The 24,009-nt window shown below is 38.9% G+C and carries 20 protein-coding genes; 7 read left to right on the top strand and 13 right to left on the bottom strand.

From position 1 onward, the window contains the following. Positions 1-65 precede the first annotated feature (65 nt). Both AC13EX_RS05920 and AC13EX_RS05915 read right to left on the bottom strand, forming a co-directional pair. Positions 66-1,238, bottom strand: coding sequence for a C45 family autoproteolytic acyltransferase/hydrolase (locus tag AC13EX_RS05920; RefSeq protein WP_482891958.1), 1,173 nt, complete (start codon positions 1,236-1,238; stop codon positions 66-68). A 524-nt stretch (positions 1,239-1,762) separates the two neighbouring features. Then, positions 1,763-2,818, bottom strand: coding sequence for a metallophosphoesterase (locus AC13EX_RS05915; protein ID WP_482891957.1), 1,056 nt, complete (start codon positions 2,816-2,818; stop codon positions 1,763-1,765). Positions 2,819-3,447: 629 nt separating this feature from the next. Here AC13EX_RS05915 and AC13EX_RS05910 point away from each other — a divergent pair. Next, entirely contained in the window at positions 3,448-4,707 is a 1,260-nt protein-coding gene (locus tag AC13EX_RS05910) for an agmatine deiminase family protein (protein ID WP_482891956.1), read from the top strand. 130 nt (positions 4,708-4,837) lie between these two features. Here AC13EX_RS05910 and AC13EX_RS05905 read toward each other — a convergent pair whose 3' ends face one another. The 5 genes from AC13EX_RS05905 to AC13EX_RS05885 all read right to left on the bottom strand — a co-directional run bounded on the left by AC13EX_RS05905 (position 4,838) and on the right by AC13EX_RS05885 (position 12,322). Beyond that, positions 4,838-6,025 (bottom strand): hypothetical protein, encoded by a 1,188-nt coding sequence (locus AC13EX_RS05905; RefSeq protein WP_482891954.1) that lies wholly within the window; start codon positions 6,023-6,025, stop codon positions 4,838-4,840. Positions 6,026-6,606: 581 nt separating this feature from the next. After that, positions 6,607-7,041 (bottom strand): BLUF domain-containing protein, encoded by a 435-nt coding sequence (locus AC13EX_RS05900; protein ID WP_048641251.1) that lies wholly within the window; start codon positions 7,039-7,041, stop codon positions 6,607-6,609. A 1,298-nt stretch (positions 7,042-8,339) separates the two neighbouring features. Next, entirely contained in the window at positions 8,340-8,846 is a 507-nt protein-coding gene (locus tag AC13EX_RS05895) for an OmpH/Skp family outer membrane protein (protein ID WP_048641250.1), read from the bottom strand. A 368-nt stretch (positions 8,847-9,214) separates the two neighbouring features. Then, positions 9,215-10,699, bottom strand: coding sequence for a BNR-4 repeat-containing protein (locus AC13EX_RS05890; RefSeq protein WP_482891953.1), 1,485 nt, complete (start codon positions 10,697-10,699; stop codon positions 9,215-9,217). 675 nt (positions 10,700-11,374) lie between these two features. After that, positions 11,375-12,322: a hypothetical protein gene (locus tag AC13EX_RS05885; RefSeq protein ID WP_482891951.1), complete on the bottom strand. Its 948-nt coding sequence runs from the start codon at positions 12,320-12,322 to the stop codon at positions 11,375-11,377. 691 nt (positions 12,323-13,013) lie between these two features. Here AC13EX_RS05885 and AC13EX_RS05880 point away from each other — a divergent pair. Continuing rightward, a complete protein-coding gene (locus AC13EX_RS05880) occupies positions 13,014-14,213 on the top strand; it encodes a sensor histidine kinase (protein WP_482891950.1) in 1,200 nt (399 codons plus the stop codon). Between the two features lie 47 nt (positions 14,214-14,260). Here AC13EX_RS05880 and AC13EX_RS05875 read toward each other — a convergent pair whose 3' ends face one another. The 3 genes from AC13EX_RS05875 to AC13EX_RS05865 all read right to left on the bottom strand — a co-directional run bounded on the left by AC13EX_RS05875 (position 14,261) and on the right by AC13EX_RS05865 (position 17,565). Next, positions 14,261-15,811 carry a Fic family protein gene (locus AC13EX_RS05875; protein ID WP_482891949.1) on the bottom strand — a complete coding sequence of 517 codons (1,551 nt, stop codon included), beginning with the start codon at positions 15,809-15,811 and terminating at the stop codon, positions 14,261-14,263. 181 nt (positions 15,812-15,992) lie between these two features. Continuing rightward, positions 15,993-16,256 carry a tyrosine-type recombinase/integrase gene (locus AC13EX_RS05870; RefSeq protein WP_482891948.1) on the bottom strand — a complete coding sequence of 88 codons (264 nt, stop codon included), beginning with the start codon at positions 16,254-16,256 and terminating at the stop codon, positions 15,993-15,995. A 148-nt stretch (positions 16,257-16,404) separates the two neighbouring features. Continuing rightward, the gene (locus AC13EX_RS05865) at positions 16,405-17,565 is read right to left on the bottom strand and encodes an ATP-binding protein (RefSeq protein ID WP_482891947.1); all 1,161 of its coding nucleotides are present in this window, start codon (positions 17,563-17,565) and stop codon (positions 16,405-16,407) included. A 374-nt stretch (positions 17,566-17,939) separates the two neighbouring features. On the opposite strand from AC13EX_RS05865, the gene AC13EX_RS05860 reads away from it, so the two are divergent. The 5 genes from AC13EX_RS05860 (at position 17,940) to AC13EX_RS05840 (ending at position 21,441) form a co-directional block, all read left to right on the top strand. Beyond that, entirely contained in the window at positions 17,940-18,104 is a 165-nt protein-coding gene (locus tag AC13EX_RS05860; RefSeq protein ID WP_482891946.1) for a hypothetical protein, read from the top strand. 121 nt (positions 18,105-18,225) lie between these two features. Then, positions 18,226-18,945, top strand: a complete 720-nt coding sequence (locus AC13EX_RS05855; RefSeq protein WP_482891945.1) for a reverse transcriptase domain-containing protein — start codon at positions 18,226-18,228, stop codon at positions 18,943-18,945. 58 nt (positions 18,946-19,003) lie between these two features. Then, positions 19,004-19,300 (top strand): hypothetical protein, encoded by a 297-nt coding sequence (locus AC13EX_RS05850; RefSeq protein ID WP_482891944.1) that lies wholly within the window; start codon positions 19,004-19,006, stop codon positions 19,298-19,300. 130 nt (positions 19,301-19,430) lie between these two features. Then, positions 19,431-20,729: a group II intron reverse transcriptase/maturase gene (ltrA, locus tag AC13EX_RS05845; protein WP_482891943.1), complete on the top strand. Its 1,299-nt coding sequence runs from the start codon at positions 19,431-19,433 to the stop codon at positions 20,727-20,729. Positions 20,730-20,961: 232 nt separating this feature from the next. Further along, positions 20,962-21,441, top strand: a complete 480-nt coding sequence (locus tag AC13EX_RS05840; protein WP_482891942.1) for a group II intron maturase-specific domain-containing protein — start codon at positions 20,962-20,964, stop codon at positions 21,439-21,441. A gap of 176 nt (positions 21,442-21,617) precedes the next feature. On the opposite strand, the gene AC13EX_RS05835 is transcribed toward AC13EX_RS05840, so the two are convergent. The 3 genes from AC13EX_RS05835 to ribD all read right to left on the bottom strand — a co-directional run bounded on the left by AC13EX_RS05835 (position 21,618) and on the right by ribD (position 24,009). Then, the gene (locus AC13EX_RS05835) at positions 21,618-22,256 is read right to left on the bottom strand and encodes an SMI1/KNR4 family protein (RefSeq protein WP_482891941.1); all 639 of its coding nucleotides are present in this window, start codon (positions 22,254-22,256) and stop codon (positions 21,618-21,620) included. Between the two features lie 255 nt (positions 22,257-22,511). After that, positions 22,512-22,982 carry a GAF domain-containing protein gene (locus AC13EX_RS05830; RefSeq protein WP_482891940.1) on the bottom strand — a complete coding sequence of 157 codons (471 nt, stop codon included), beginning with the start codon at positions 22,980-22,982 and terminating at the stop codon, positions 22,512-22,514. After that, a complete protein-coding gene (ribD, locus tag AC13EX_RS05825) occupies positions 22,975-24,009 on the bottom strand; it encodes a bifunctional diaminohydroxyphosphoribosylaminopyrimidine deaminase/5-amino-6-(5-phosphoribosylamino)uracil reductase RibD (RefSeq protein ID WP_339711788.1) in 1,035 nt (344 codons plus the stop codon). The genes AC13EX_RS05830 and ribD overlap by 8 nt, the downstream gene beginning before the upstream one ends.

The following is a 24,009-nucleotide window of genomic DNA, read 5'->3' as shown; positions in this document are numbered from 1 at the left end:
CGAATATGAAGCGTACCGACCGAAAGGGAAGTCTGATTTCATATAATTTGTTAGTAGGTTTATTTTTAATTAAATGTAAACTTCACATGGCCAAACAAATTGGGCGAACCTGGAGTAGTCCATAAAACAGGAAAGCCCTCTTTCGGAATACTGATAATGGTACCCATGATGGTGCTACCATTAAGTATAGGTGGAGTTGATTTTAACTCTTTCAATCCTTCAAAATCTATATTGTAAGCACTGTCTTCTAAAATTTCATTGGCAAGATTTAACCTTCTATGGGTATGGCCAAAGCTACTATCGTTTAGGTCTTTATCGATCTCGTAAATGACAGGAGCGTTTTCTTGAAGGGTATGATTCGTATGCGCTATAAAATGCTGTTTCTTATTGTCAATAGCTTCAATATTATCTTCCCAAGTTTCTACTGCAATAGCAGTTTCTCTGTCGGCTATTAAGTAATTCATTGAGGTTCCAAAATCTACCTTTTTGAGATATTCAAGAGATTCAGTAATGTTCTTTGACTCCATTATTTTTCGTACATTAAATGAAACAGGAATTCCTTTATTAGATACAGGCATATCTATTATTGTATTTATTCCTACCGCAACACCATAACTGTTAACGCCATTTTGACCAATCTGACCAGCAAATGTTTGTTGGAGTAGGATTAAATCTGAATTTGGGTACTTAATTTTTAAGACAGTTACTGCACCTTCATGATAACTGGGAAGGTCATTATTATGTGTAAGAAAATTGGCTTGGTTTTCTCTGCCAAAAACACCAATTGTTGTGCAATGTCCTTCATTTGACTTAAAATGGTTACCAGCTTCTAAATAAGAATAAAACTCATCAAAACTTTGATAAGAAAAAAGTATATCAAAATCAACTTGAGCGCCATCAACAATTCCTTGAAATTCATTGAACAATTCAGGCAATTGGTCTTTGACCGATTGAATATATCCCTTACCAGTCGCAAAATCAGAAATGGCTTCTTTAGGAACTTTTATAGTTGTATTATCCTCTATCCAGTTTTCAAAATTCTTCAAAGATCTTTTGATGACAAAGGCAAGAGCTCTTCCATGTTGAAAGCCTCTTTCGTATGCAGTATTACCATTCAATTCTACATAGTAAATTCCTTGTCTGAACTCGACAGTAGGTATTTTTATTTCTTTTATTTGTGATGATGCTGAATAGCTAACACTTAGTAAAAGGACAAATAGAAAAGTATGTTTTTTCATATTTAGAATTTCGACCCATATCTGGGAATTTTGTCATTCTATTGTTATTGAAATTTGTAAAAATTCCTGTTTTACCAGAGGACTTGCGTATATATACACTATGTATCAGGCTCCTACGGTTTGTTTTTCTTTATCAAATTAAGGATTTCGAACAAGGAATCCAGTGAAACGACTCACTTTTTATAGGGAAAAGCTAAAATAAGATCTTGATGCTATGACTGTTCGGTTTAAATGGAAGATTAGGAATAAAAAAATGTGCTTGGTAGCATAAGATTGGAACCCTGTTCTATTGATAACTTCAGCTACGGTCTTATATTTCGATACTGATCCTGCCGAAGGGGGTATTCAGAAAAGCCCTTTACGATTGCTTCAATGCCGGGTATTTTGGCAAGCTATTAAATTAATCCTTTGATTCTCCAGACGGTTTACCTGTGCATTCCAAATGTCATAGGGGAGGAATTATGCCTACTGCTGAGGTATTTATGTTGGGTTGATACCTGTTGTCGAGATCCTTACTTAACTTTTTACGGCATGGGATAATCCAAAGAGAATTTGCTTGTAGGACGTGTCAGGAACTCATCCGTTACAGGGGAATAGGTCTGAACCTCAATGCTGTTTTTCTCAGGGTAGAAAGTCATGATACGTAAGAAACCACTTCCTGCCTTGATCTCAGGCTTGTCCCAATACCAGTAATCTGCCTGAACCTGATGTACAATATTTCCATGCTTGCCTTTGCTGCTCAGCAAATTCTCCATGGCATGACCGGAAAGAACCAAAAAGATATTCTTGTGTTGGCTGACAAATTTTTCCCACATCTCTTCCCCTGAGTTGCCTTTCACCAAATAGTTGTCCGCAACTGTTCGTTCTCCCTTTTTTCTGGTTAGATAACTGTGGGTGACGATGATGGTCCTGTATTCAGGATGCTGTGCAACGACATTATTCGCCCATGCAAGTATTTCGTCCCGAGGTTTAAACTCCAGACTAAGCACTAGAAACTTCATCTCGCCTTCTATTATGAAGAGGTAGTAGTTTTCGATCTTCCCTTCTTCATGGAAATGTAGCTTTTTATTACTGCCAAAAAGCGGGTTGTACAAAGGGTTGTTTGTGAAACGAGAAGGTTGGAAGTAGGTGCTAAGTAGGCTTTCACGTGTATGGCTCGTTTTATGGTCTTTGGCTGAGTATCCCATATCATGATTTCCCGGGGATAATATGTAGGGAACGGTATTGTCAAGGGTTTTGAAAGCGGTATCTGCTATCTTCCATTCTTCATCGTGCCCTGTCTGTGTGATATCCCCAACATGTGCGACTAAGGCAATATTCAGCTTCTTCCTGTTCTTTTTGACCCACTCCGTCTGCGAAAAGAAACTGGCACGCTGATCACCTATACCCGGCCAGTGTTTTTGCGTCTCCTTATGTCTAGTGTCCGCATAGCCTTGGGTGTCAGGTAGAACGATAATCGTAAAAGGTTTACTTTTGGCGCTTTTGCTAAGGGAGGCACATCCATTAATAAAACCAAAAATAACGATGAACCCTAGCGGTAAAAGCAAAAGCATCCCTCTGCCCCAATTAGTATATTTCATAAGTAGCTTGATTATTTCTTAGCCAACAAATTTGAAAAATTATACCAAATATAGTCCTGTTATTTTGTTAAATCTTGTAGTGTCAATTTTACAAGATGGCAGTATGATCTGGTCAGTTGGGTTTTAGTGCAAATTGCTTACTTTAAACGGTTGTCAACTGCCCCGTTAATTTTCGTATTGATAGTTTATCCTATGACATACAGTGTATTTGTGTAAATTAGTTGGGTGGTTAGATGCCTAATCTAGCGAATAAAAACGACATAGCTTATGTACCAATTGTATTGTAAATGATTTTTATTCAATGGTTTTACAGCATGGGGGTTGGTATTGGAACATCTAAATTATTCTGATGGGAAGAAAAGCTATGCTGAAGCAGGTCGTTAGTCTAACACTTACATAGCAGTACAATTTTTTAAACAAAACTTTGCGAAATTAGAGGAAATAGCCCACCATGTAAGATGCCCGCGGTCAAGGGTAATGGCATAGGGTTCAAATGGGATTGATTTTTTCCGCACATGGATTTTCTCTCTTGGTTGTTCATATAATTCAATTTTTTATCAGAACCTTATTGTAAATTGCATACTGAAATCATTTTATGTATAAAAAACAGTATTCAGAATTAACCTGAAATGAAAATCACAGCCGGGTTGACAGGGACACAAGGATTGCGTATTTGTCTGTTTGTATTATTGGCTTACATTTTTTTCTTTATCACTGCTTGTAAGCAAAGTCCTGAAGAAATAAATTCAGCCACTCCATTGGGGGAATTCGATCCGCAGGAAAGCACCTTTATCTGCTGGACACCCCAATTCCAAGAGATAACGCTCAAGCTTATTCAAGAAATCGCCAAAGTCGATCATGTCACGTTATTCTACAACCAAAGCAATCACCAACCTGAAAATCTAGAAAAAATTTTTAAGCAAGCAGCCATTAATTTAGAAAATGTCACAATGACTCCTTTTAAACTGGAAAAAGACAATATTTGGATCAGGGATTATGGACCAATACTTGTGCATAATGGGGAGGGTCAGGAGGAAATGGTTAATTTTCAATACCACCATGAAGAAAACCAGGAATACAACCTCTTCAACGAGCAGTATGCAACAAAAATGAGAATCCCTTTTATGAGGAGCAAGTTGTACAGCGCCGGAGGAGGTCGAGAGATCAATGGTAGGGGAACTATTATTTTGATAGAAGGACATGAAAAATACATTAATCCGGGTTTAAGTCTGGAAGAAATTGAAATTGAATACAAACAACATCTGAATCAAAAAAACGTCATTTGGCTTAAAAAGGGTATTCCGCAAGACGATCTGTTTGATCATGGACCAGTGATCGACAATATTTATGGCAATGGAGTTCATTGGCATTTGGATGAGTTCTGCCGCTTTGCTGATGCCCAAACCATCTTGTTGGCTCAGGTAGATCCGGCAGACCTCTCATTGGATCCATTCTATCAGGTGGTGCATGATAGGTTGGAAGAAAGCTATCAGATTCTAAAAAATGCAAGGGATCAGGATGGAAAACCTTTTAAGATCATCAGGGTACCCCAGGCACCTATTATATTTGATCAGGGAAATTATAACGGGGAGCCAATCTTTTATACGCCTGTTACCAGCTATTTAAATTTTGTCTTAACCAATAATTTGGTAGTGATACCTGCCTATTACAGTCCGGGTGATCCTGATTTTATCCGGCAAAAAGATGAAGAGGCTAAAAACGCTTTCCAAGAAGTATTTAAAAGCAGAAAAGTAGTGATGATCAATGCTACAGAACTTAATTATAGTGGTGGAGGGCTGCACTGTATTACCATGCATAAGCCCAAAGTGAAAAAGCCATCCAAGCTCAGGCTTAAAATCAATAATGCCCTTAAAAGACTGAAAGGATAAACCTCATTGTGAAATTTATCCAATGATTCAGTTCTTTTTACCTCATTGTCTTTTTTACATTCTACATAGAAAAGACAGCCCTGCTTTTTCGAAAATGTGCGATTCTTATTCAATTAAATTAGCGGTGAACTTACAATAAGGTGCCGAGGTCAAAAGAATAAATATTGCCCATTTCATCAGAGAAAAATATAAGTTTAGGTTCATCGGGTAAAAAACTAGCCTTACTAGAGGTGACATCTCCGTTTTTTCCTAGGATATTGGTTTTAAGTTGAATTAATTCTCTAAACTGCCAGTTGTCATTCTCCTTAATTATTTCATTAACAGAAATAAAATACAGATTGTCTTCTCGATTTCTCACAGCGTGTATTTCAAAAATCTTCCCCGATGCCACATGGTTAATGATAGGGCGGCTAGGGCTTCTTTGTTGGGTTAGGTTCTCGTAGGGAATGTTGGTCCAATAGCCCTTGCTATCCCTTTCTCGCAATACAAACTGAGGTTGATTCAAATTGTCCACACTGTTTTTGGTCACCAAAATCATTTCTCCATTTTCAAATACCGTAGCATTTAAATGATCGTCTGCATTATTGTCTCCCTGTTGAACGATTATAGGCTGTGACCATTGATTAAAGGTATCGCCATCATGGTGAATTTTCTCCATGATAGATTGCGTGTTTTGGTTAGACCAAATCACAGATACTTGTCCTTTTAACACAACTATTAATGAGATGTCATCGGCGTTAATGTCATCCGCAAGTGTAAAGGGATTGGACCAATCCTGACCGTTTAGCGAATGCCAAACCATGATATTTTCATTCACATCAGCACTAACCCAAAATTGATTTTTTGAATCCTGGGTAATGGTTGCCGTTTCTATAGAATTACATTGCTTTGGAATGGGAAGATTAACCTTCCATTGATGTTCATATTGCTTGGTAGCGGGAGCATAAGTTAATTTAACAACTGTCAAGGCACACTCGTCTACCAAGACCATATGCGTCTCATCGTCTTTGCTCAATACATCAGCCCTAGGTGGTAAACCCTTTAATGCTTGGTTAACCTTGGACTGACTGGTCCATCCTACAGCGTCTTTTTTCAATAGTTTAGGTCCGTCTTTATCACCAACTATTAACCATTGACCATGTTTATTGGTCCATGATTTTGATTGAGGTTTGTCTGCCGTGGCATTCCCATAATCAACCTTAAAAATAGGGTCTAAATAAAGCTCAGGGGTTTTTGTTTCTTGAGAATAGGACTGATGACTGGACAGCAAAAAACAAATAAGGGCCAAAAAAAAGGGCAAAGTACTTTTAGGTTTCATAAGGCTTGTAATTTGGCAATAAAATTAAACAATAAAATTTCAGAGCAGATTAAAAAATAGTTTCTATTTAACCCGGATTATGTAATAGGATTCGTTATGAGTGGTGTAATCACAATAAAATCAGGCTATTTGCCTGATTTTTTCCTTTAATCGCACCATGTGGACAGGTAGGTGAAAAATCTGCACCTGCCCATTTTTATCTCATTCTCCTTCTTTAAAGGTGTATTTTATATAACTTCCAATAACTGTTTTGTCCCGATACAATAACTTACCAATTTGCTCTTGATTCTGCAAAATGTGTCATTATCAAAAATAGCTTCAGCTTTAGTTAGGCCATTAGCACTTTGATAGATTTCATTTTGGCAATTCGTTTTTATTTCTTTTTAATATTCTGAAATATTATTTCGGCGAATTGGGCTGAGAGTAAATATTAATCTTTTTAACTTTTTATTGAAGAACCCTAATGGAGGGCAGAATACACTTCCACTTAGCAAAAAGCAATTCTTTTTTAAGAGAATTTTGAAGGGACTTTTATTCGACTAGCACATTGTTTTTTATTAATTTTGAAATCCATATATTAATTATACCTGCTCATATAATTTAATTTTACCATCGTTCAATATTTTTCGTACAGTTGCCCAAAAACTAAGTAAAGTGGATGTTGACCTATCTGAAAGATCAGAAAGTAGTAATAAGTTGTTTACAAATTCAATTATATTACTATTGTTGGGTTGATGATAGGCCATGTTCCATTCAGGAAAATATCTTTTGTCAACAGGATTTTCCCAAAGTAAAGTAACAGTGTTATGTCGTTTATCTGACTTTATTTTATTATAGACATTGAGAACGTCCTCTTTCTCTCCTTCAAGAATTTGGACGAAGCGATTGTTATGATAAATTAGGCAACCAGTAATATTTTTTTCTGAGTTCACTGCATTCGCTTTCTTCAGAATATTGTCTAATTCTTCAAAATTTAATCCTGGTTTTGATATTGAATGGTAATTTAACTGATACATGTACTATAGATTAATGCTTTACTATTGGTATGGGTAAGGAAAGTGACAGTTTTTCAACCTACTAAAGATTAATTTGGTATAAAAATCTATCAAAATAGTTGTTGTTTCCTTACTTTGTTTGTGCCCTGTATGGGCATTTGGCATCAAAGATAGCTAATATTTCAAAAGGTGTTACCCAAGGAATAGCAAGAAGGCCTATTAATTCGTGGGGTTGGAACTTCCCTTTACCTAATTGACTTTGCCTTGTGATTTTTAACAATAAATCGTTTTATTTTTTTTCTCCAATTGGTTGAACCCGATTTTGTTTTCTTAATTTGGGCAGAACGGTCTTGTATATTAATAGTTAGGGGTTGATGTGGGGAGGATTTTTTAGTGAGAAAATCACAGGAAACAAAATCACAACGACCTTGGGTTAAGCATAAAATTGGGTAATTATTTTTTGCGTCGTGCGTGCAAAACATGGGCAGCTACTTTCGAAGATAGCAAATTAATCCAGAGGTTGAAAATCTGTGTGAACCATTAAAAAGTTGCAATTCTTACCCTAATTTCTCACAGGTTTGGTTTGCCAAAAGGAGCTAGGTGAACTGGCAAAAAAACAGCTGGACAATAGTTTAAAGTCCGATGTCTATTATTACTATTACATTGTCACGGCTGAGAAGAAAAAGGTATTGCCTCAAAACACAATCTATAATTCATTGAAATAGGGTTGAGCAAATAAAAATATTTTCTTGCCATTTAGTGGAGACCAAGAATGCATGGCAGCCACGAGAATTCCAGTTGACCGGAATTGTGTGAGGGGGGGCTCCGCAAGCTTGAGGACAACCACTCGGTTGTGTGAATTAAATCGTTGAGGGTAAATAGCAGTTATTTTCCCTTCTCTCAATACAATCTAGGACTATTCTTTTCTATTTTGAAAAGGACTTACATTCTGTAAGTCTCTTCAAGTCCTTAACAATTTGGAGGGGGCTACTTATAAAATAGCCTATTCTTTTGAGTTCAACAATAAATCAGACAGGTAAATTGATATTCTATATGCTAGGTTTCAGTACATAAGTTAGTAAATAAATTGCCGACTCAAAGTCTTCTTGGGTTTTTGTTAGCTAGGATAATACTATATAAATGAAGTGTTCTACCTGAATTTAACCAATAAATTAAGTCAGTAGTGATTATTATTTAACCAAAATAGTTGTCTTAAAAATATTTGGAGATTTGCCACAAAAGATTTTGTAGGACGGCTAATAGACACCTAGGCGCTTAAACTTGGTCAATATTGAATCGTTAAACAGACCATTATAATATCAAATACCAAGTTTGGCTTTCACCAATGCTGTAACATCAATACTTTCTTCTGCAAATAGTAGACTCTGTTGGTCAAAAATGGCATTATAACCCTGTTCTTGGGCTACTAATTTAATCGCTTCATTTATTCGGTCATAAATAGGTTGTATGAGCTCATCGCGTTTATCCTGTAGGGTAGAAACCATTTCCTGCTCGAATTTTCCAATATTCTGTTGTTCTTTTTGGAGGAGTTCGGTTTGGTTTCGCTTTTCAACCGGAGTTATTTCACCTTTCGCAATTTTATCTTCTAAGTCGAGAACCTTAGCTTGAAAAATTTCCACCATAACCTGACTTTTTTCTTGAAGCTGTTTCTGAAACGCCTCCAAATTTCTTTCTGCTTGTTCCAAAGCCGGTGTTTCGGCCAAAATTTCTGAAGTATTTACATAGGCAAAAGATTGGGCATTGATAGATGTTGCTGTTAAGAGCCAAAATCCAATGACTGCAAAGGATAGTTTAAATTGAAACATAGGTCTTTTAAGTTTTTGAGTTTGGTTAAATATACAATTTTATTGGATTCAGATGTTACTTGTGGTTCTAAATTAGCTTGTCCGCCAAGAGGTGTTATAATTTTAGCAGCATGAATAAAATTGGTTCTTCAATCCAAGCTAATTTAATTGCACTTTCAATATCGATCAAAGCTTATTCTACTTCGTTCCAAACATCCTTATTGTGGTAAAACATGATTCTAATAATAATTTTGTAAACCTCATGTCACCTTTGAAGTAAATTCAAAATTATAAGGGGTTCTAAATGAATTTTCTGACTCATCAATTTCTGGGTAAAACAGATTTCCTGCTCATGAATTGTATTTGTTCCAAAAGGGAAGTTTTAGTGTTTATTTCATGTTAAACGTATACAATTCAGGTTTGGCAAAATCACCATCCATTTGTTGAGGAAGACGGTAAACATTGCCCTCCCTATCACAGAAATATAATCTTGATTCTGAAGGTTCGCGCCCGTGTCCGTCTGCCCAGAAAGCGTAGAAGTCGGGATTCACATCTACAGGACGCCTGGCATAACTATGATTGTATTTGCTATTCCAGGTTAACATTTTCAGTTTTGTCCAGGTTTTACCCTGGTCTTTGCTGTCCCACATTTCCATTTCCCCACCAGTATTGTAATCTTGTGGTCCCATTGCTGTGGGGGCGATTACTCTCCAGCTTCCATCCTCTTCTACATAGATGGAACCTCCGTCATAGTTATTTCCTGCTGGAGTGAAATATTGGATTTCCCACTGGTTCCCACTCCACCAGGCAGTATGCCACATTCTGGGGCCATGAACGGGTCCCGGTAAGGGACCATTACTTGTTTTGTACAGGATGATGGGTCTTCCTTGCTTATCGAAATTTAAATCGTCAATATAAACATTACGATCTTCTGCGTCATAATTGTGTATCAAAGCCTTATTGGATACCTCAGTAAGTGGCAAATCTATAGCGGAACCGTCGACAGTTTTCCAGGTTTTCCCAAAATCATCCGACTGAAGATAATACAGGTTGGTTCGGAAGTCTAAACCACCTCTTACTTTTCTGTCGGGGTGGTACATGAAGGTAGTACCGATTCGCTTTCCCTGATTGGCACTTGTTTGGTAGTGCCCACTCCCCAATAGGGACAAGTCTTTCCATTCAGACCAATTTATTCCGTCTTCACTCTTCATCCAGGAAATTACACGTCCACCAATTTGTTCATAATGTGTGAAAAGTCCAATAAAACCTTCTGTATCAGAGTAGTATATTTGCATGTAAGAAAAGTTGTTCAGGGGCACTTTTTTGCCATCCACAGTTTTGGTAGCCGGCATCAACTGAAATTTTGAAATGTCGTAGGGTTTTACACTCCTATGAATAAAAGCAGGCCGTTCGACTCCGTGAGCGGTCGAAAAAAGCCATATGTAACCCTCTTTGTCCACTTGTAGTACGGGGTTGTCATGGGCATCCTCGGTGGCTTTGTCGAGAACTATGGTTGGGCGAGGTACTTGTCCTGTTTTGTGATCAAAATAGGAGACCATGTGTAGCAGCGTTTTTCCACTATGGTCGGTTCCACCGTAGCAGAAAAAGGTTTTGCTAACTTCTTCCACATAAACTGAGAAAGGGTATTGCGTAGCACCATAAGTCCCCAGCCCCCCGCTATATTTATACTTGTACTGGTTGGTGACCTTTCCTGCCTGTCCGGCAGTATTGATATAATACCAAATTCCTTTGTACCCTTCAGCTTGCTTATTTATCAATCTGGCTTCACCATAAATATCGCTTTGAGCTTTTACCGAATTAAGCCCTAAAACCAACCAAAATGATATAAGGATTATCTTTTTAATGGCTTCCATAATTTATTATAGTCTATTTTGAGTTATTTGATATATATCTTCATTGAACGAATTCTAATAAGACAGGAAGCCAGCAGTTATTGTCGGGATTTACATATTAGAAGTACCGTTAATATTTAACACTTTAAGCTATGAAAAAAAAATGTAATTTTCATTGAAAAAGTCTGTTAAACCCGGATTATGCAATTGGATTTCCCGTGTTTAGGGGAAGGGTTGTAATCGCAAGAAAATCAGGCTACTTGGAAACTGAGTCATAGCATCGCTATGGTAAAGTCGAAAATCGCAACGAGGTGACTGATTTTTAAGTGATTTCATCATTTATAGGAAGGTCTATTGCATAATTCGGGTTAAAGGTGCTATTTAACGTTGCCCAACGGTTTGCCTAGGTCTTTTAGCGGTTTCGAAGCACTTTTCTGCCCGCAGTGCGAGAACCTGACTAGGCATCGAAAACCTTGCTGTCAACCGTTTCCCCACCATAAGCTGTATGCCTTGTTGAACGAATCCTTCTATAGCTGGAAGCCGGCAGTTATTGCCGTTTCTTCCTCTATTAGACCTATCGTTAATAGTCAACATTTTAGGCTATGAAAAAGAAAGCAACCTGCCATTGTTAAAGCCTGTTAAAATGTGCAAGGATTTGATTTACAGGTCAAAATGCTCCAGGACCTTCTCTGCCTCTTATTTCAAAGGGGTTCCTTCCAGGGCTACTCCATTTGTTGTTAATACCTGGAAATGATGCACCCTGTTCTCTCCTTCGTACTTCCATACCATTTCCTTTTCAGGGGTTAACTCAAAAAGTTTGATCCCCTCTTTCGCGCCATAGCTCGCAATCACCGTATTTCCATTGGGTAATCGTTGGGCACCACAAGGATCTTGAAAAGGGCTCCCTTCAAAATCTTCATTACTTACTTTCCAAACTACTTTTCCGGCAGCGTCCACCTCAACAGTTTTATTCCCATTCGTCAAATTGATCAAGGTATTACCGTTATCAAGACGAATCGCTGTAAAGGGCCAGTTTTTAGCCTCTCGCCCACCTAATTCGGGTAAATCTGTGTGGAAAGTCTGTAGTACCTCGCCTGAAGGGCTATATTCTTTAACCGCAAAGGCCAATAAATGGGGGACAAGATAGTTTCCGTTGGCTAATTTTCGGGCCATACGGGTTTGCATATGTGCATTGTCGGTTTCAGGTTGCAGAGGAACGGCTACAGCTACCTCTCCCGCTTGATTTACCTCCAATATTCGAGGCTTATCTCCTAATTCTGTAATGAGGGTATTGCCATTGTCTAGGCGAACAGCTGTACCCAATTCTTTGTTTACCGCTGACTTATCATATCGGAATACTACCTTTTTATCCTTGTCAAACTCAAGTACTTCATCAGACCAGCAAATCAATACATGTCCATTGTCCAAAACATAGCCATCTCTCGCACTTGGACGTTCAGCATCCCAAAGGACTTCTCCTGCCTCCCCCAAAATTCCGGTAAAGTCGGGGCCTGCTATAAAAACTGAATGGGTGATTTCTGGATCAATTGCTTGTTTTACAGGTTCAGAAGAGTTGTTTTTCGGAGAACTACAGGCAGAAACAAGTAGGCCTGATAGCAAAAGTAGGTAGTAGTGTAGTTTCATTTTTTTGGATTATAATACTCAAAAATAGGTCTACTAGCAAGTTAAGCGATTGGAGAGAGAAAACCAGAGCTACATAGCGCTTTTAATTCCCCTGGATTTCTCTAGATTTTAAATATTGATCTCACCCATTATTTCAAGAACAGTAAGATTAATTTGATTATGGCGCCTATAATGCTACTAAGCGGATTTCCTACACATGCTGGGTGTACTTGGTATAAGCTTCAGGTATTTGAGTCACCAAAATATTTCAGTGTGTGGAAACCTGTAGCAAAGCAGAAGGGTGGCCATTTTATGCAGGATAAAGTTATAGACTCCTAAAAAGAAATGATTCGTTCAGTCAAATAAGTGGGAGAAAAATCAGACTTCCCGCTGAGAATTGTTCTTGTAGCCAAACCGGAGAAAGCATAAACTGCCCTATTTTGGCCAATGGCCAACCGGTCTAACAAAATCCTAAAATTTACATTTCCCAAGGTTAAAAAATGCAAAAGAAGCAAATCATTCCCCATAGTAAACCAAGTTCCCAACACCGTGAACTGGTCCCTTGGCACGGTCCCTGGACCTGTTTATGGGCTGAAAGGCCGGCCGTCATTATGCCTGTTTATTGTAAAATGTTTGTATTACTAAAAATTACGCAATGAATTGTATCATCTTATTTCATTATCTTCAAGCTTTATTAGCTTAAGTAAATTAAATGATCCCTCCAAAGTTACCTGATAACGAAAAAAGAAGGCAGTTTGAAGTAAACAAATATCAATTATTAGACACTATTCCTGAAAGTAGTTATGATAATATCACAGCATTAATGGCTTACATTTGTGATGCTCCAATTTCGTTGATAACACTACTCGATAAGGACCGGAATTTTTTGAAATCACATTATGGACTTCCATTTAATGAATCACCTAGGGCAATTTCTTTTTGTGGACATGCAATAAATTCCCAAGATGCTATCACAATTGTTGAGGATTCGAGAAAAGATGAGAGATTTCATGATAACCCATTAGTTACCGAACACCAAGCAATTTTCTATGCAGGGGCACCATTGACAAATTCGGAAGGGTTTAAACTTGGAACTTTATGTGTCTATGACACAAAACCCCGAAAGTTAACAAAAAAACAGCAAAATGCATTAATTGCTATGGCTCAGCAAGTAACAAGTCTGTTTGAGCAGCGATATCAAAATTTTCTTCTAATAAAATATCAAAAGGAATTAAAGAAGCGGAATGAAGAATTAAGGAAGTTTGCCAAAACAGTTTCTCATGATTTAAAGTCTCCTTTATCAAATATTATTTCGCTGACTGATTTTCTGAATGAAGAAAATGAAGGGAAACTTAGTGAAGAATCACAGAATTACATAGAATATTTGAGATCCTCCTCCCAATCGTTAAAGAAATATGTGGATGGCTTGCTTAAGTATTACAAAAATGATGAATTACTAGAAAATAGATTTGAGCTAATTCCGGTAAATGAGATATTTAATGAGCTTCAACAAATTGCGGATTCAGAAAGAAAAGTGAAATTTATTTTAAAGGGCAATTCAAATGCCATTTTCACGAACAAGTCTGCCTTATTGCAGATTATGATAAATTTGGTTACCAATGCCATAAAATATAATCATACGGGGAATCCGGAACTTGAAATTAACTTTTCTGAAAACGAACAACAATATTACATCTATGTAAAAGATAATGGAGATGGGATACCTAAGGAGTTATTAAATAAGGTTTTTGATCTTTTTAAAATTGTTGGAATAGCAGATAAGGATGGGAAAATGGGATCAGGTATAGGCTTGGCTTCTGTAAAAAAGATTACAGAAAATCTAGGTGGAATAGTTAATGTTGATTCAACTATAGGTGTCGGAAGTACATTCTCAATTACGATTCCAAAATAATCCTTATCCATTTTTTCACTGCAGTTTAGGTTTTATTGGGCTTTCATTTATTTATTGCTTTTTTCAAAAATGGACTGAAAGCTCTCTTCAATTGCTGAAAGTTCTTCATCGGTGATATCGTCAAACTCGTTCTGTCTTTTATTCTTTGATAACCTACCTTTATTCTGATTTAGCAACTTGATTAATAAATCCACTTTGGTGTCTGGCAAAGACAAATAATTGTTTATGAATTTAGTCATCCGATCATATTTTTCTAAATAATCCAGTTCTTCTGGTATTATTTTCTCGATGGTTTCTTCTACGCATTCGTATAAAAATTCTACCTGTTTGGTTAGGTCGAAATAGCGATATAGATCAATTGTGTCATTGAGAATTCTAACATTGTGATCTGCTGTTGGTTCCCATTCTACTAACTCTATTCTTTGAGATGAGTATGACTCTAGAATTGACTGGTATTCGTCAATCCGGTTTAGTATGGCTGCTGATACGGGAAAAATCATCCCCCTTTTAGTATGCCCCATTCGAGTCAATATATGATGAATCAGGTATCTGTGTATGCGGCCATTGCCATCAGAGAAAGGGTGAATAAATACAAATCCAAATGCTATTGTTGCCGCTGCTAAAACCGGATCGTAACTTGAGTCTTGCAGCAATTTATTTGTGTCTAATAGCCCTTTCATCAAAGATGGTAAATCTTTAGACTTTGCTGATATATGGTCAGGTAGCGGGGAAAAAGTATCACGATCATGCTCTCCGATAAAGCCTTCTTGCGTTCTTAATCCCATGTTCTTTAGTTTTTTAGTTCCAATTACTACGTCTTGAAGCCTTTCTAATTCTTCTATTGTTAGCTCTTTTTTTCCTGATTGTCCAATTGCTTTGCCCCAGTTTCTTGCTCTAAGATTTGGGGGGTATTCTCCTTCGATGGCAAAGGAGGCTTTTGAGTCTTTTAATAACAGAAATGCAGCAGTTCTTCTAATGAGATCTTTATCCCTACCATCTAAGCCTTTTTCGATTGAACCAGATAAATCTTTAGCTATAAAGCTTTCGATTTTATCGGTTTTACTAATCATAGGACAAAACGCTGGTGTACCTGGTAAATTATTTTTTATTCGGTGTCTGGTCGAATTAATTGAAGAACTCGTGAACTGTAGTTTGGGATTGACTATTTCGACATATGTTCCTGTCTTTAGATCTGGTATATCAAGTACTTCATCCATTAGCCATTCATAGAGGAACCATACTCTCCTGCTATACTGACTGGTGGGCTCTTTCTTTATCATGTGGAGAACGGGCTCCTTACCTGTGTGCTCAAAAAACTTTTTTAGAATGTATAGATCAATTCCTTCGTACTTTATTGCAAAAGCTAAGTGACTGGTTAAATCATTATCAGGTTTGTGTCTGATTGTAAATACCTGCCATTGTTCGGTATTATACCGATGATGTTTTTCAGTAACAATAGCAAGTCTGTCAGGTAAAGGAACATTTACCCCATTTTCTTCTATAATAGTTGCTAATAATGCGTACCCAGCAAGTAATCCAGGCTCTGGAGTAGGTTTTCCATGAAATGCAGTTACTTGTTGTGAAAAATAATTACTCATTATACTTTTCTATGAAATACGATTATAAATATAGCATGAAAATCAATTACTTTTCATGAATTATAATTATTAATTCGTTTATTTCATGAAATACGATTACAATTGTATGAGTGAAAATTGGATTGAAGCCCAATGTACGGCTAAAGTGCACATTGCACTTTATTTGCCTTCTATATTGGAATTAAGCTAGTAAGGATTTTATCTTTTTAAAAGTATTGTTGGCTACATGGGTATGTATTTCAGTAGTTTTGGTGGAATTATGCCCCATTAAAACCTGAATGTGTCGCAAATCAGTACCCTGTTCTAATAAATGTGTAGCAAAACTATGGCGAAGGGTATGGACTGTCGCCCATGGATTAATTCCACTGGCTTTTACTGCTTTTCTGAATAAGCCTTTGGATACTTGTTGTGAAATATTGTCCGCCTTCTTTTCCTTAAGTAACATTACGAACGACCTAAGCTAAATATCCCTATCTGTTTTACCATCGGGGACTGGGATACAAATTAATCTAACATAATGGACCAATCACCGACTGCATAATAAGAGTATGAATTGAGAGGTTCACATATCCCGGTCGACCGGGATGAGAGGTTTAGGGGTGGGGTTCCCCTTTACCTACTCGACTGGCAATAGTTTTTTCATATTTTTCTAATATTCCTAAACATTCACTTTGCCATTCGGCAGCTGAACCGTCCAAATAGGTTTTAGATTCAATTAAATCTGCTCTAGCAGCTTCAATTCCGTTTAGAAAGCATAGAAGATAGTATTGAGCTAAACCTTCTTGAAAGTTCATTTCCTCTTTTGGGAAAATTCCCTTTTTATATTTTTCAGTAAGTAATTTCGTTCGTTTATATAATTTTTCAATTTCCACTTTTGAAAAAGTAGGAAATTCAAATATTGTTTTAGTTGTGATAGTATAAGTTCCGTTTGCTAGAAAACTGATTGAAATCTCCTCAAATGGATATAAATCGAAATTTTCTCCATAACCTAAAGGAACTAATTCTATAATCTTAAATTCTTTTTCAGTTATGATTATGTCAGCGAATTGAACAGCAGAAATAAAAATCTTTTTATTTTCATTGACTAGATGAATATTTATTTCTGAATAATAATCTCTTGCTCCATATTTATCTCTCCAAGCAGACCAGCATAAAACAAATTGGTCAAGAAATACAACATTTTCAGGATGATATTCGGGATGGCTAATAGATTTAAATTCTTGGACTCCATCTATAATTCCTTTTAAGTTATTGATTGAATATTCTTTAATAGAACTAACTGTTGATTTATTCGTTTCATTAACATAAAAGTTTTCATCAATAATTATTGAAGTACTTCCGTATCTATAAAAACTACTTCCCTTTTTTAATTTCCAAATATTTTTGATAAGACTAGACCTTTCTGTGTTTGGAAAAATTGTTAATAGACCAACCGTTTGGTAGTATTCCGTTTCAGGAAATTGGATGTTTTCATAAGAAACTATTGGTGAATTTTTTAAATTAGACCTTACAAGGTTTTGAATTACACTATCATCAAACGGACTTGTTCCAATTATAGAATTGTCATCATCTGAAATCCCAAAAATTATATACGATTCATTCTCTGGATTTGAATTACTTAATGCACAAATATGCTTTAGAAGTTTTGCTTTTTCAGAATCAGATGATAAACTAATGCTTCTCTTTTTATCAAAGAAAGTTCCTTCATCATTATGAGAAATGAGATTCTTTATTAATAGCCTTTTGTTTATCATTTCAAATTATTGCCAACGTTCCATGTATGGTGTCGTAGCATCCCGCAGGGTGCTATGCACTATACATATTGTGTGTGCCCAGCATGGGCATTTGGTATCGAAGATACCAAATTATTCCAGAGGGTGAAAGTCCCTCATTTGCGGGAGTCGTGTCCCGAAGCATTAGCAAGTCGCAATGCCTGCCCTGTTTTTTTCACAGGGGTGGTTTGTCGTGAGACATGCAGTGAAGCCCTGAATTCTCAGGATATACTATAAGCCAGACTGCGGTGCCTGTATCCCGGTCGACCGGGAAAACCATATACTGAGGCCATGAGGTCGGATGAGGTGTCACATCACGCTAAAGTCCAAACCCCCGTTAGGGAGGAAGCACCGAAATGGTAGATATGGCAGAGGACAAAGCGAGAGCTTTGGGCCAGGCTGTGGGGAGGCACAAGGATATTCACCTTACCGAGGGAGGTCTTGGAATAGATTCGGTTTCTATGAGCCAAGAAGTCAGCCGACGTCGTAGTAGCTGGAGAAACGAGCAGGGATTGCTTTAACCATACCCCTGATGGTCTCACTGGGTAGCGAAGGACTGAACATTGGATTACGTCCAAATTCGATGGGGAGCTCCATAATGGGGCAGCCCCATCTTAAGCGGACAGGGTTAACAGAATAACTATGATAGGAAAGGTACTCAACCGTAAGAACCTCTTCAAAGCCTACCGACAGGTAGTGCGGAACAAGGGTTCGGCAGGGGTGGACGGCATGAAGGTTACTGAACTGTTTTCCTATCTGGAAAACAACAGGGACAGGATTGCCACATCCATCCTGAACCACACGTATGTACCTAATCCTATCAAGGGGGTTGAAATCCCCAAGAGCAACGGAAAAATCAGATTATTGGGGATTCCCACGGTAATGGACAGGTGGCTCCAACAGGCGGTTAGCCAAGTGCTGATGACCAAGTACGAACTCACGTTCAAGGAATACAGCTATGGTTTCCGTCCGCAAAAGAACATCCACAAAGCAATAACACAAGCCCTGAAATACATCAATGATGGCTATCAGGACATCGTGGACATTGACTTGATCCCGGTCAACCGGGATGATGAAGTAGACCATTCCATCCTACTACAGTTCATCTATCTACGGGTAAAATGCCCGACAACTCACCGGCTTATTCGAAAATGGCTACGTGCACCCATCCAAATTGACGGAAAACTGCACAAACGTAGAAAAGGCGTACCACAGGGCTCCCCGCTCAGTCCCTTACTAAGCAACATCCTTTTGGATGTACTGGACAAGGAACTTGACAGGAGAAACCTGAAATACGTTCGGTATGCTGACGATTGTACGCCAAGAAAGAAGACTGATAGGAATCAGTCTTCTATGCTTTGACGATGATGGAGGTAGGCCCTCCGGTATCGGTTAACAGGAACTGGTATCAAACTACCGTATGCTGCATTGCTTAAGAGGCTTTGTAGTGAGTGATACGGAAAAGGTAGAGAAAAACTATCAAGTGACTTTACAGAAGATGACCGTAAGGAAACCATTGAAGACATGTCGAAAGCGTAGGAAAGATGTCAGAACCGGGAGGAAGTCGTTAACCCGGGATAAGTCCAGAAGAGACCTGTATCGCTGTCTGGTCGGCATCCGGCACAAAGATGGCATGAGCTGTAAAGAGGCGTCGTCAAGGAACTTGGGAACCTGTGCGGTGGTGTTAAGGGAGCGAGCCAATCAGCAGACCTGTTAGGCTCTGAGTACCAATACACCGTACAGGGGCAGACTGCCCCGTAGTAGTGAAGAAGCCTTAGTAATTGAGGTGGAGCAAAGGGGGCAGCTTATTCTAGCTGAAAGTTAGCCAACTGAAAATTAATTTTAGGATGAACTCAACTAAGACAGCAAAGCCGTTTGAAATTCCAAAGCGGCAAGTATGGAAGGCCTACCTGAAGGTAAAGAGAAACAGTGGATCAGCGGGCATTGATGGTATAAGTCTGGAAGACTTTGAGTTAAAAATAGGGAAGAATCTCTATAAATTATGGAACCGAATGAGTTCAGGCAGTTACCATCCGCAAGCTGTAAAGCTGGTTGAAATACCGAAAGCAGGCCAGAAAGGAGAAACCCGTCCATTAGGCATTCCAACCGTGTTGGATCGAATAGCCCAAATGGTAGCGGTAAACTATCTAGAACCGATTCTGGAACCAATCTTCCATGAAGATTCCTATGGCTATCGTCCTGGGAAATCTGCCCACGATGCGGTAGAACGAGCAAGACGAAGATGCTGGAGGAGAGACTGGGTATTGGATATGGATATCCGAAGATTTTTCGATACCATAGACCATGAATTATTGCTGAAGGCGTTAAAACGCCATACCCAAGAAAGATGGGTGCTGTTGTATATCGAAAGATGGCTAAAGGTACCCTATCAAAGATCAAACGGGAAGAGTCAGGCGAGGGATCAAGGAATTCCTCAAGGTTCAGTAATAGGTCCCATCCTTGCAAATCTTTTCATGCATTATACTTTTGATGAATGGATGAAAAGGAATTACCCGGATATCCAGTTTGAGCGGTACGCAGATGATAGTATCTGCCATTGCCGGAGCAAACAGGAAGCAGCACAATTACAGGAGGCCATTAGCGAAAGGCTGTCCCAATGCGGGCTGTCTCTAAATGAAAGAAAGACCAAGTTAGTCTACTGTCGAGATGATGACCGAAGAGGCCACCATGAGAACGAGCAGTTTGACTTTTTAGGATTTACATTTAGGGCACGCAGGTCGAAGAACAGATGGGGTAAACACTTTATCAACTTCAGCCCAGCTATCAGCAATAAGGCCAAGGTAAGAATTGGCAGAGAAATCAGGAGCTGGAATCTACAAAACCGGAGTGATAAAAGTATAGAAGATCTGGCCCATATGTTCAATGCAAAGTTGCAGGGCTATATCAACTACTATGGCCGGTTTTATAAATCAGCCCTGTACCCGCTATTCCAAAGCTTAAACCGCAGATTGTCGCACTGGGCAAGCAGGAAATTCAAAAAGTTGCGACGGCACAAGAGGCGATCGGAGCATTGGTTGGGTAAGGTTTGTTACCAAAACCCCAATCTGTTTGCCCATTGGCGCTTAGGTGTCCGTCCTCCGAACCCCGAAAATTTAGGGGTGGCTGGAATAAGAAGAGCCGTGTGATGGGAGACTATCACGCACGGATCTGTGAGAAGCTCAGGGGGAGGTTCCCTGGGCTTACTCGATTCAGCATCTACACCAAGTCAAAGACGGAGGCCAAAAAAGTGGGCAACGAGATTTATCTTTACTTAAGAGACAAGCTCAGACTGCCTATTAACAAGGACGCACGAGCACGTGAGTGCGAAGTGGGCGCACGGAGTGCTGTGGCATCCGAAGACCCTCCAACTTCGAGTTGTTGGGACATGCATTTGTTCCGACATATAAGAAAGGGGACAAAGGAAAATACCAACTGGTGGCGAAAAAGAACAGTTGGGAGTCGCTCAAACGTAAGCTCAAGCAGATCACCAAGAAAACCAAACCGTACAGCTTCGAGGAAAGGTTGAAAAAGTTGGCTGAGGTCTGGCGGGGATGGGTGAATAATTACCGCCTTGCCAGTATCCACGCCAAGCTGAAAGCCATTGATGAATGGCTTAGAAACCGACTTCGATATTGTATCTGGCATGATTGGAAAAAGCCGGAGCGAAAACGTAAAAACCTTATTCAACTTGGAGTTGACCAAGACCATGCTTACGCATGGAGCAGAACCAGAAAAGGGGGTTGGGCGGTAGCTCAGAGTCCGATTCTGATTACTACGATCACTTTGTCACGCCTAAGAAGAAAAGGTTACGAGTCTATGGTCTCCTATTACCTCAAATCCCAACCTACAATCCAGTGAACCGCCGTATACGAGACCCGTACGTACGGTGGTGTGAGAGGCGCACCGTGAGCTTATGGCTCACGGCCGTCTACTCGATTAGGCACTGGCTTTTTATTTCTTTCCACCGAAAAGTCTTGATAGAAAACCTTGCTTCACTCGTTTCTCAACAATCCAAATCGGTTCGTCATCCGGTCTTATGATTTTTGTATTCGGACCTGATTTTCCCCATGGAATCCTGTCTTTATTGGTTTATCAGTCAAGTCTGCTACTAAAAACATTTCAGGCAATTCAATTTGTCCGTTTTCAAAGTCATAGTCCTTTTCATTTTTTTCCATTATTCCGACTTTTTCGCTCCAAATGTCCATTACGGTCTTTTCGTGAATAATGTCTAAGTTGGATAGATTTCCTTTTTGTCCGAATTCGTCAACGTGTTTTATGAATTCCGATAAATTTTCAGAGTGTTTCACTAATACAGCAGGATCGTGACAGACATAGTAAACTGAATTCCATTTTCCTTTTGAGTCAATATCCAAAATCCAAAAATTCCCAAATCCATCTCCTGCGATTTGGATTGAGTTTGGGAACATTTCTTCAAATCCAAAATGACCGAATGCATCAAATCGGACTTCTTCAAGTCCATAGAATTCAAAACCTTTACTGAATCTCAGTAATTCTTCGATTTCGTTCGGCAAAAAATTATTAGGAAGTTGATTTTTTAGGTTTTCTATTTCGCTGTCTGTCATACCGTCCAACAATTCAACCCTATACAAATCTCCGTCTTCCGATTCGTATTGATTTGAAAGTATTGATTCTAATTGTTGTTTCGGTGTCATTTCTGTTCGTATTCTTTTAGCTTGTACCAACAATTGTATATAAACAAGTTTAGCAGGGAAGTTACGTATATATCTATTATGTACCCAGCTACTTTGCTCTGTTTCTCCCTGTCAAATTAAGGATTTCGGACAAGGAATCTAAGAGAGAAACTACATTTTTATTATAAACAGCTAAAATAAGACATGTAAACTCCATTTAAAATGAAAATACTGATCCTAAAACCATCTTAAAAAATTCAATAAAAGAGTCACCTTCTATAAGTATCCCACCATCTCCTCCAAGAACTTCTGATCCACTGCATCAAAAGCGTCTAACTGATCGGAATCAATATCCAGAACGCCGATGATCTCCTTTTCTTTGTATACGGGTACCACTATCTCTGATTGGGAGGCGGCACTGCAGGCAATGTGACCTGGAAAGGCATTGACATTAGGTACCAGCTGCGTTTCTCCGGTTTCCCAAGCTTTGCCACATACGCCTTTTCCTTTTTGGATACGGGTACAGGCTACGGGTCCCTGAAAAGGTCCCAAAACCAATTCACCCTTTTTGATTATATAAAAGCCCACCCAAAAGAAGCCAAAAGCCTCCTTTAGCACCGCAGTCATATTGGCCATATTGGCAACCAAATCTTCCTCTCCGGAAAGCAAGGCCTTAACTTGTGGCAGAAGGACTTTGTATATTTCCTCCTTGTTGGCATTTTTGGGTAGATTGATTTCCTCAGTCATGGTTCCTGTAAATTGCTAGTAAATCCTCTTTAAAAGTATATTGGGCTATGGGAATAGTTGTCATAACAGGGGCTGGGATGCCCAAGCCAAACTTGGCATTTCCGGTAAAAACCCTGGCCTCATCCCATAAGTCATTTGCTATAAAATCCCCCAAAACTGCTGCTCCACCTTCCACAATCAGACTCTGAATGTTTCTGGCATAAAGGTCTGCTACGATTTTTTTGGCATCGATGCGAACATCTATTTTGGCCCATTCGGTCTTTCCGACTGTTTTATTGAGTTGGTGATTGTAGATGATGGTGTCTTGCTTCCCATCAAACAAATGCAAACTTTCCTCCAATTTCAATTCTCTATCGACAACCAACCTCAATGGGTCTTTTCCATACCAATCTCTGGCATTCAGTTGGGGGTTGTCATAGCGGGCGGTATTGGTGCCCACCAAAATGGCATCCTCTTCTGTACGCCAGCGGTGTACCTGCTGTCTGCTAAGTGAATTGCTGATCCACTTGCTGTCAAAGTTGGTACGGGCTACAAAGCCATCCTTTGTCTGGGCCCACTTTAGAATAATATAGGGTCGCTTTTTCTCCATTTGGGTGAAAAACCGCACATTCTGCTTTCTAACCTCCTGATCCATCACTCCTGTAGTCACCGCTATTCCTGCCTGCTCTAACTTTTGAATTCCTTTTTTCTCCACTAGAGGATTGCTGTCTACTGCAGCGATGATGACTTCCTTTAATTGGTGCTTGACAATTAAGTCTGCGCAAGGTGGTGTTTTTCCAAAATGAGCGCAGGGTTCTAGGCTAACATAGAGGGTAGCCTCTTTTAAAAGGGATTTGTCTTTGACTGAAGCAATGGCGTTTACCTCTGCATGGGCTTGCCCGTATTTTTCGTGATAACCTTCACCTATAATCAATCCATCATGTACGATCACACAGCCCACCATGGGATTAGGGCTGACACTTCCCCTTCCTAATTCAGCCAGTTCAATGGCCCTTAACATGTAGATTTTATGCTGATCTTCGTTCAT

This window comes from Cyclobacterium sp. L-R, assembly GCF_056859355.1.
Note: the sequence above shows the minus strand (reverse complement) of the source record. Positions and strands in the feature narration are given on the sequence as shown.

Coding starts and splice junctions, on each gene's coding strand:
- AC13EX_RS05895 (WP_048641250.1), bottom strand. CDS start 8,846: ATGTTTCAATTTAAACTATCCTTTGCAGTCATTGGATTTTGGCTCTTA.
- AC13EX_RS05835 (WP_482891941.1), bottom strand. CDS start 22,256: ATGACACCGAAACAACAATTAGAATCAATACTTTCAAATCAATACGAA.
- ribD (WP_339711788.1), bottom strand. CDS start 24,009: ATGAACGAAGATCAGCATAAAATCTACATGTTAAGGGCCATTGAACTG.
- AC13EX_RS05920 (WP_482891958.1), bottom strand. CDS start 1,238: ATGAAAAAACATACTTTTCTATTTGTCCTTTTACTAAGTGTTAGCTAT.
- AC13EX_RS05860 (WP_482891946.1), top strand. CDS start 17,940: ATGGTAGATATGGCAGAGGACAAAGCGAGAGCTTTGGGCCAGGCTGTG.
- AC13EX_RS05905 (WP_482891954.1), bottom strand. CDS start 6,025: ATGAAACCTAAAAGTACTTTGCCCTTTTTTTTGGCCCTTATTTGTTTT.
- AC13EX_RS05900 (WP_048641251.1), bottom strand. CDS start 7,041: ATGTATCAGTTAAATTACCATTCAATATCAAAACCAGGATTAAATTTT.
- AC13EX_RS05910 (WP_482891956.1), top strand. CDS start 3,448: ATGAAAATCACAGCCGGGTTGACAGGGACACAAGGATTGCGTATTTGT.
- AC13EX_RS05880 (WP_482891950.1), top strand. CDS start 13,014: ATGATCCCTCCAAAGTTACCTGATAACGAAAAAAGAAGGCAGTTTGAA.
- AC13EX_RS05890 (WP_482891953.1), bottom strand. CDS start 10,699: ATGGAAGCCATTAAAAAGATAATCCTTATATCATTTTGGTTGGTTTTA.
- AC13EX_RS05830 (WP_482891940.1), bottom strand. CDS start 22,982: ATGACTGAGGAAATCAATCTACCCAAAAATGCCAACAAGGAGGAAATA.
- AC13EX_RS05865 (WP_482891947.1), bottom strand. CDS start 17,565: ATGATAAACAAAAGGCTATTAATAAAGAATCTCATTTCTCATAATGAT.
- AC13EX_RS05915 (WP_482891957.1), bottom strand. CDS start 2,818: ATGAAATATACTAATTGGGGCAGAGGGATGCTTTTGCTTTTACCGCTA.
- AC13EX_RS05850 (WP_482891944.1), top strand. CDS start 19,004: ATGCTGCATTGCTTAAGAGGCTTTGTAGTGAGTGATACGGAAAAGGTA.
- AC13EX_RS05870 (WP_482891948.1), bottom strand. CDS start 16,256: ATGTTACTTAAGGAAAAGAAGGCGGACAATATTTCACAACAAGTATCC.
- AC13EX_RS05885 (WP_482891951.1), bottom strand. CDS start 12,322: ATGAAACTACACTACTACCTACTTTTGCTATCAGGCCTACTTGTTTCT.
- AC13EX_RS05875 (WP_482891949.1), bottom strand. CDS start 15,811: ATGAGTAATTATTTTTCACAACAAGTAACTGCATTTCATGGAAAACCT.
- ltrA (WP_482891943.1), top strand. CDS start 19,431: ATGAACTCAACTAAGACAGCAAAGCCGTTTGAAATTCCAAAGCGGCAA.
- AC13EX_RS05855 (WP_482891945.1), top strand. CDS start 18,226: ATGATAGGAAAGGTACTCAACCGTAAGAACCTCTTCAAAGCCTACCGA.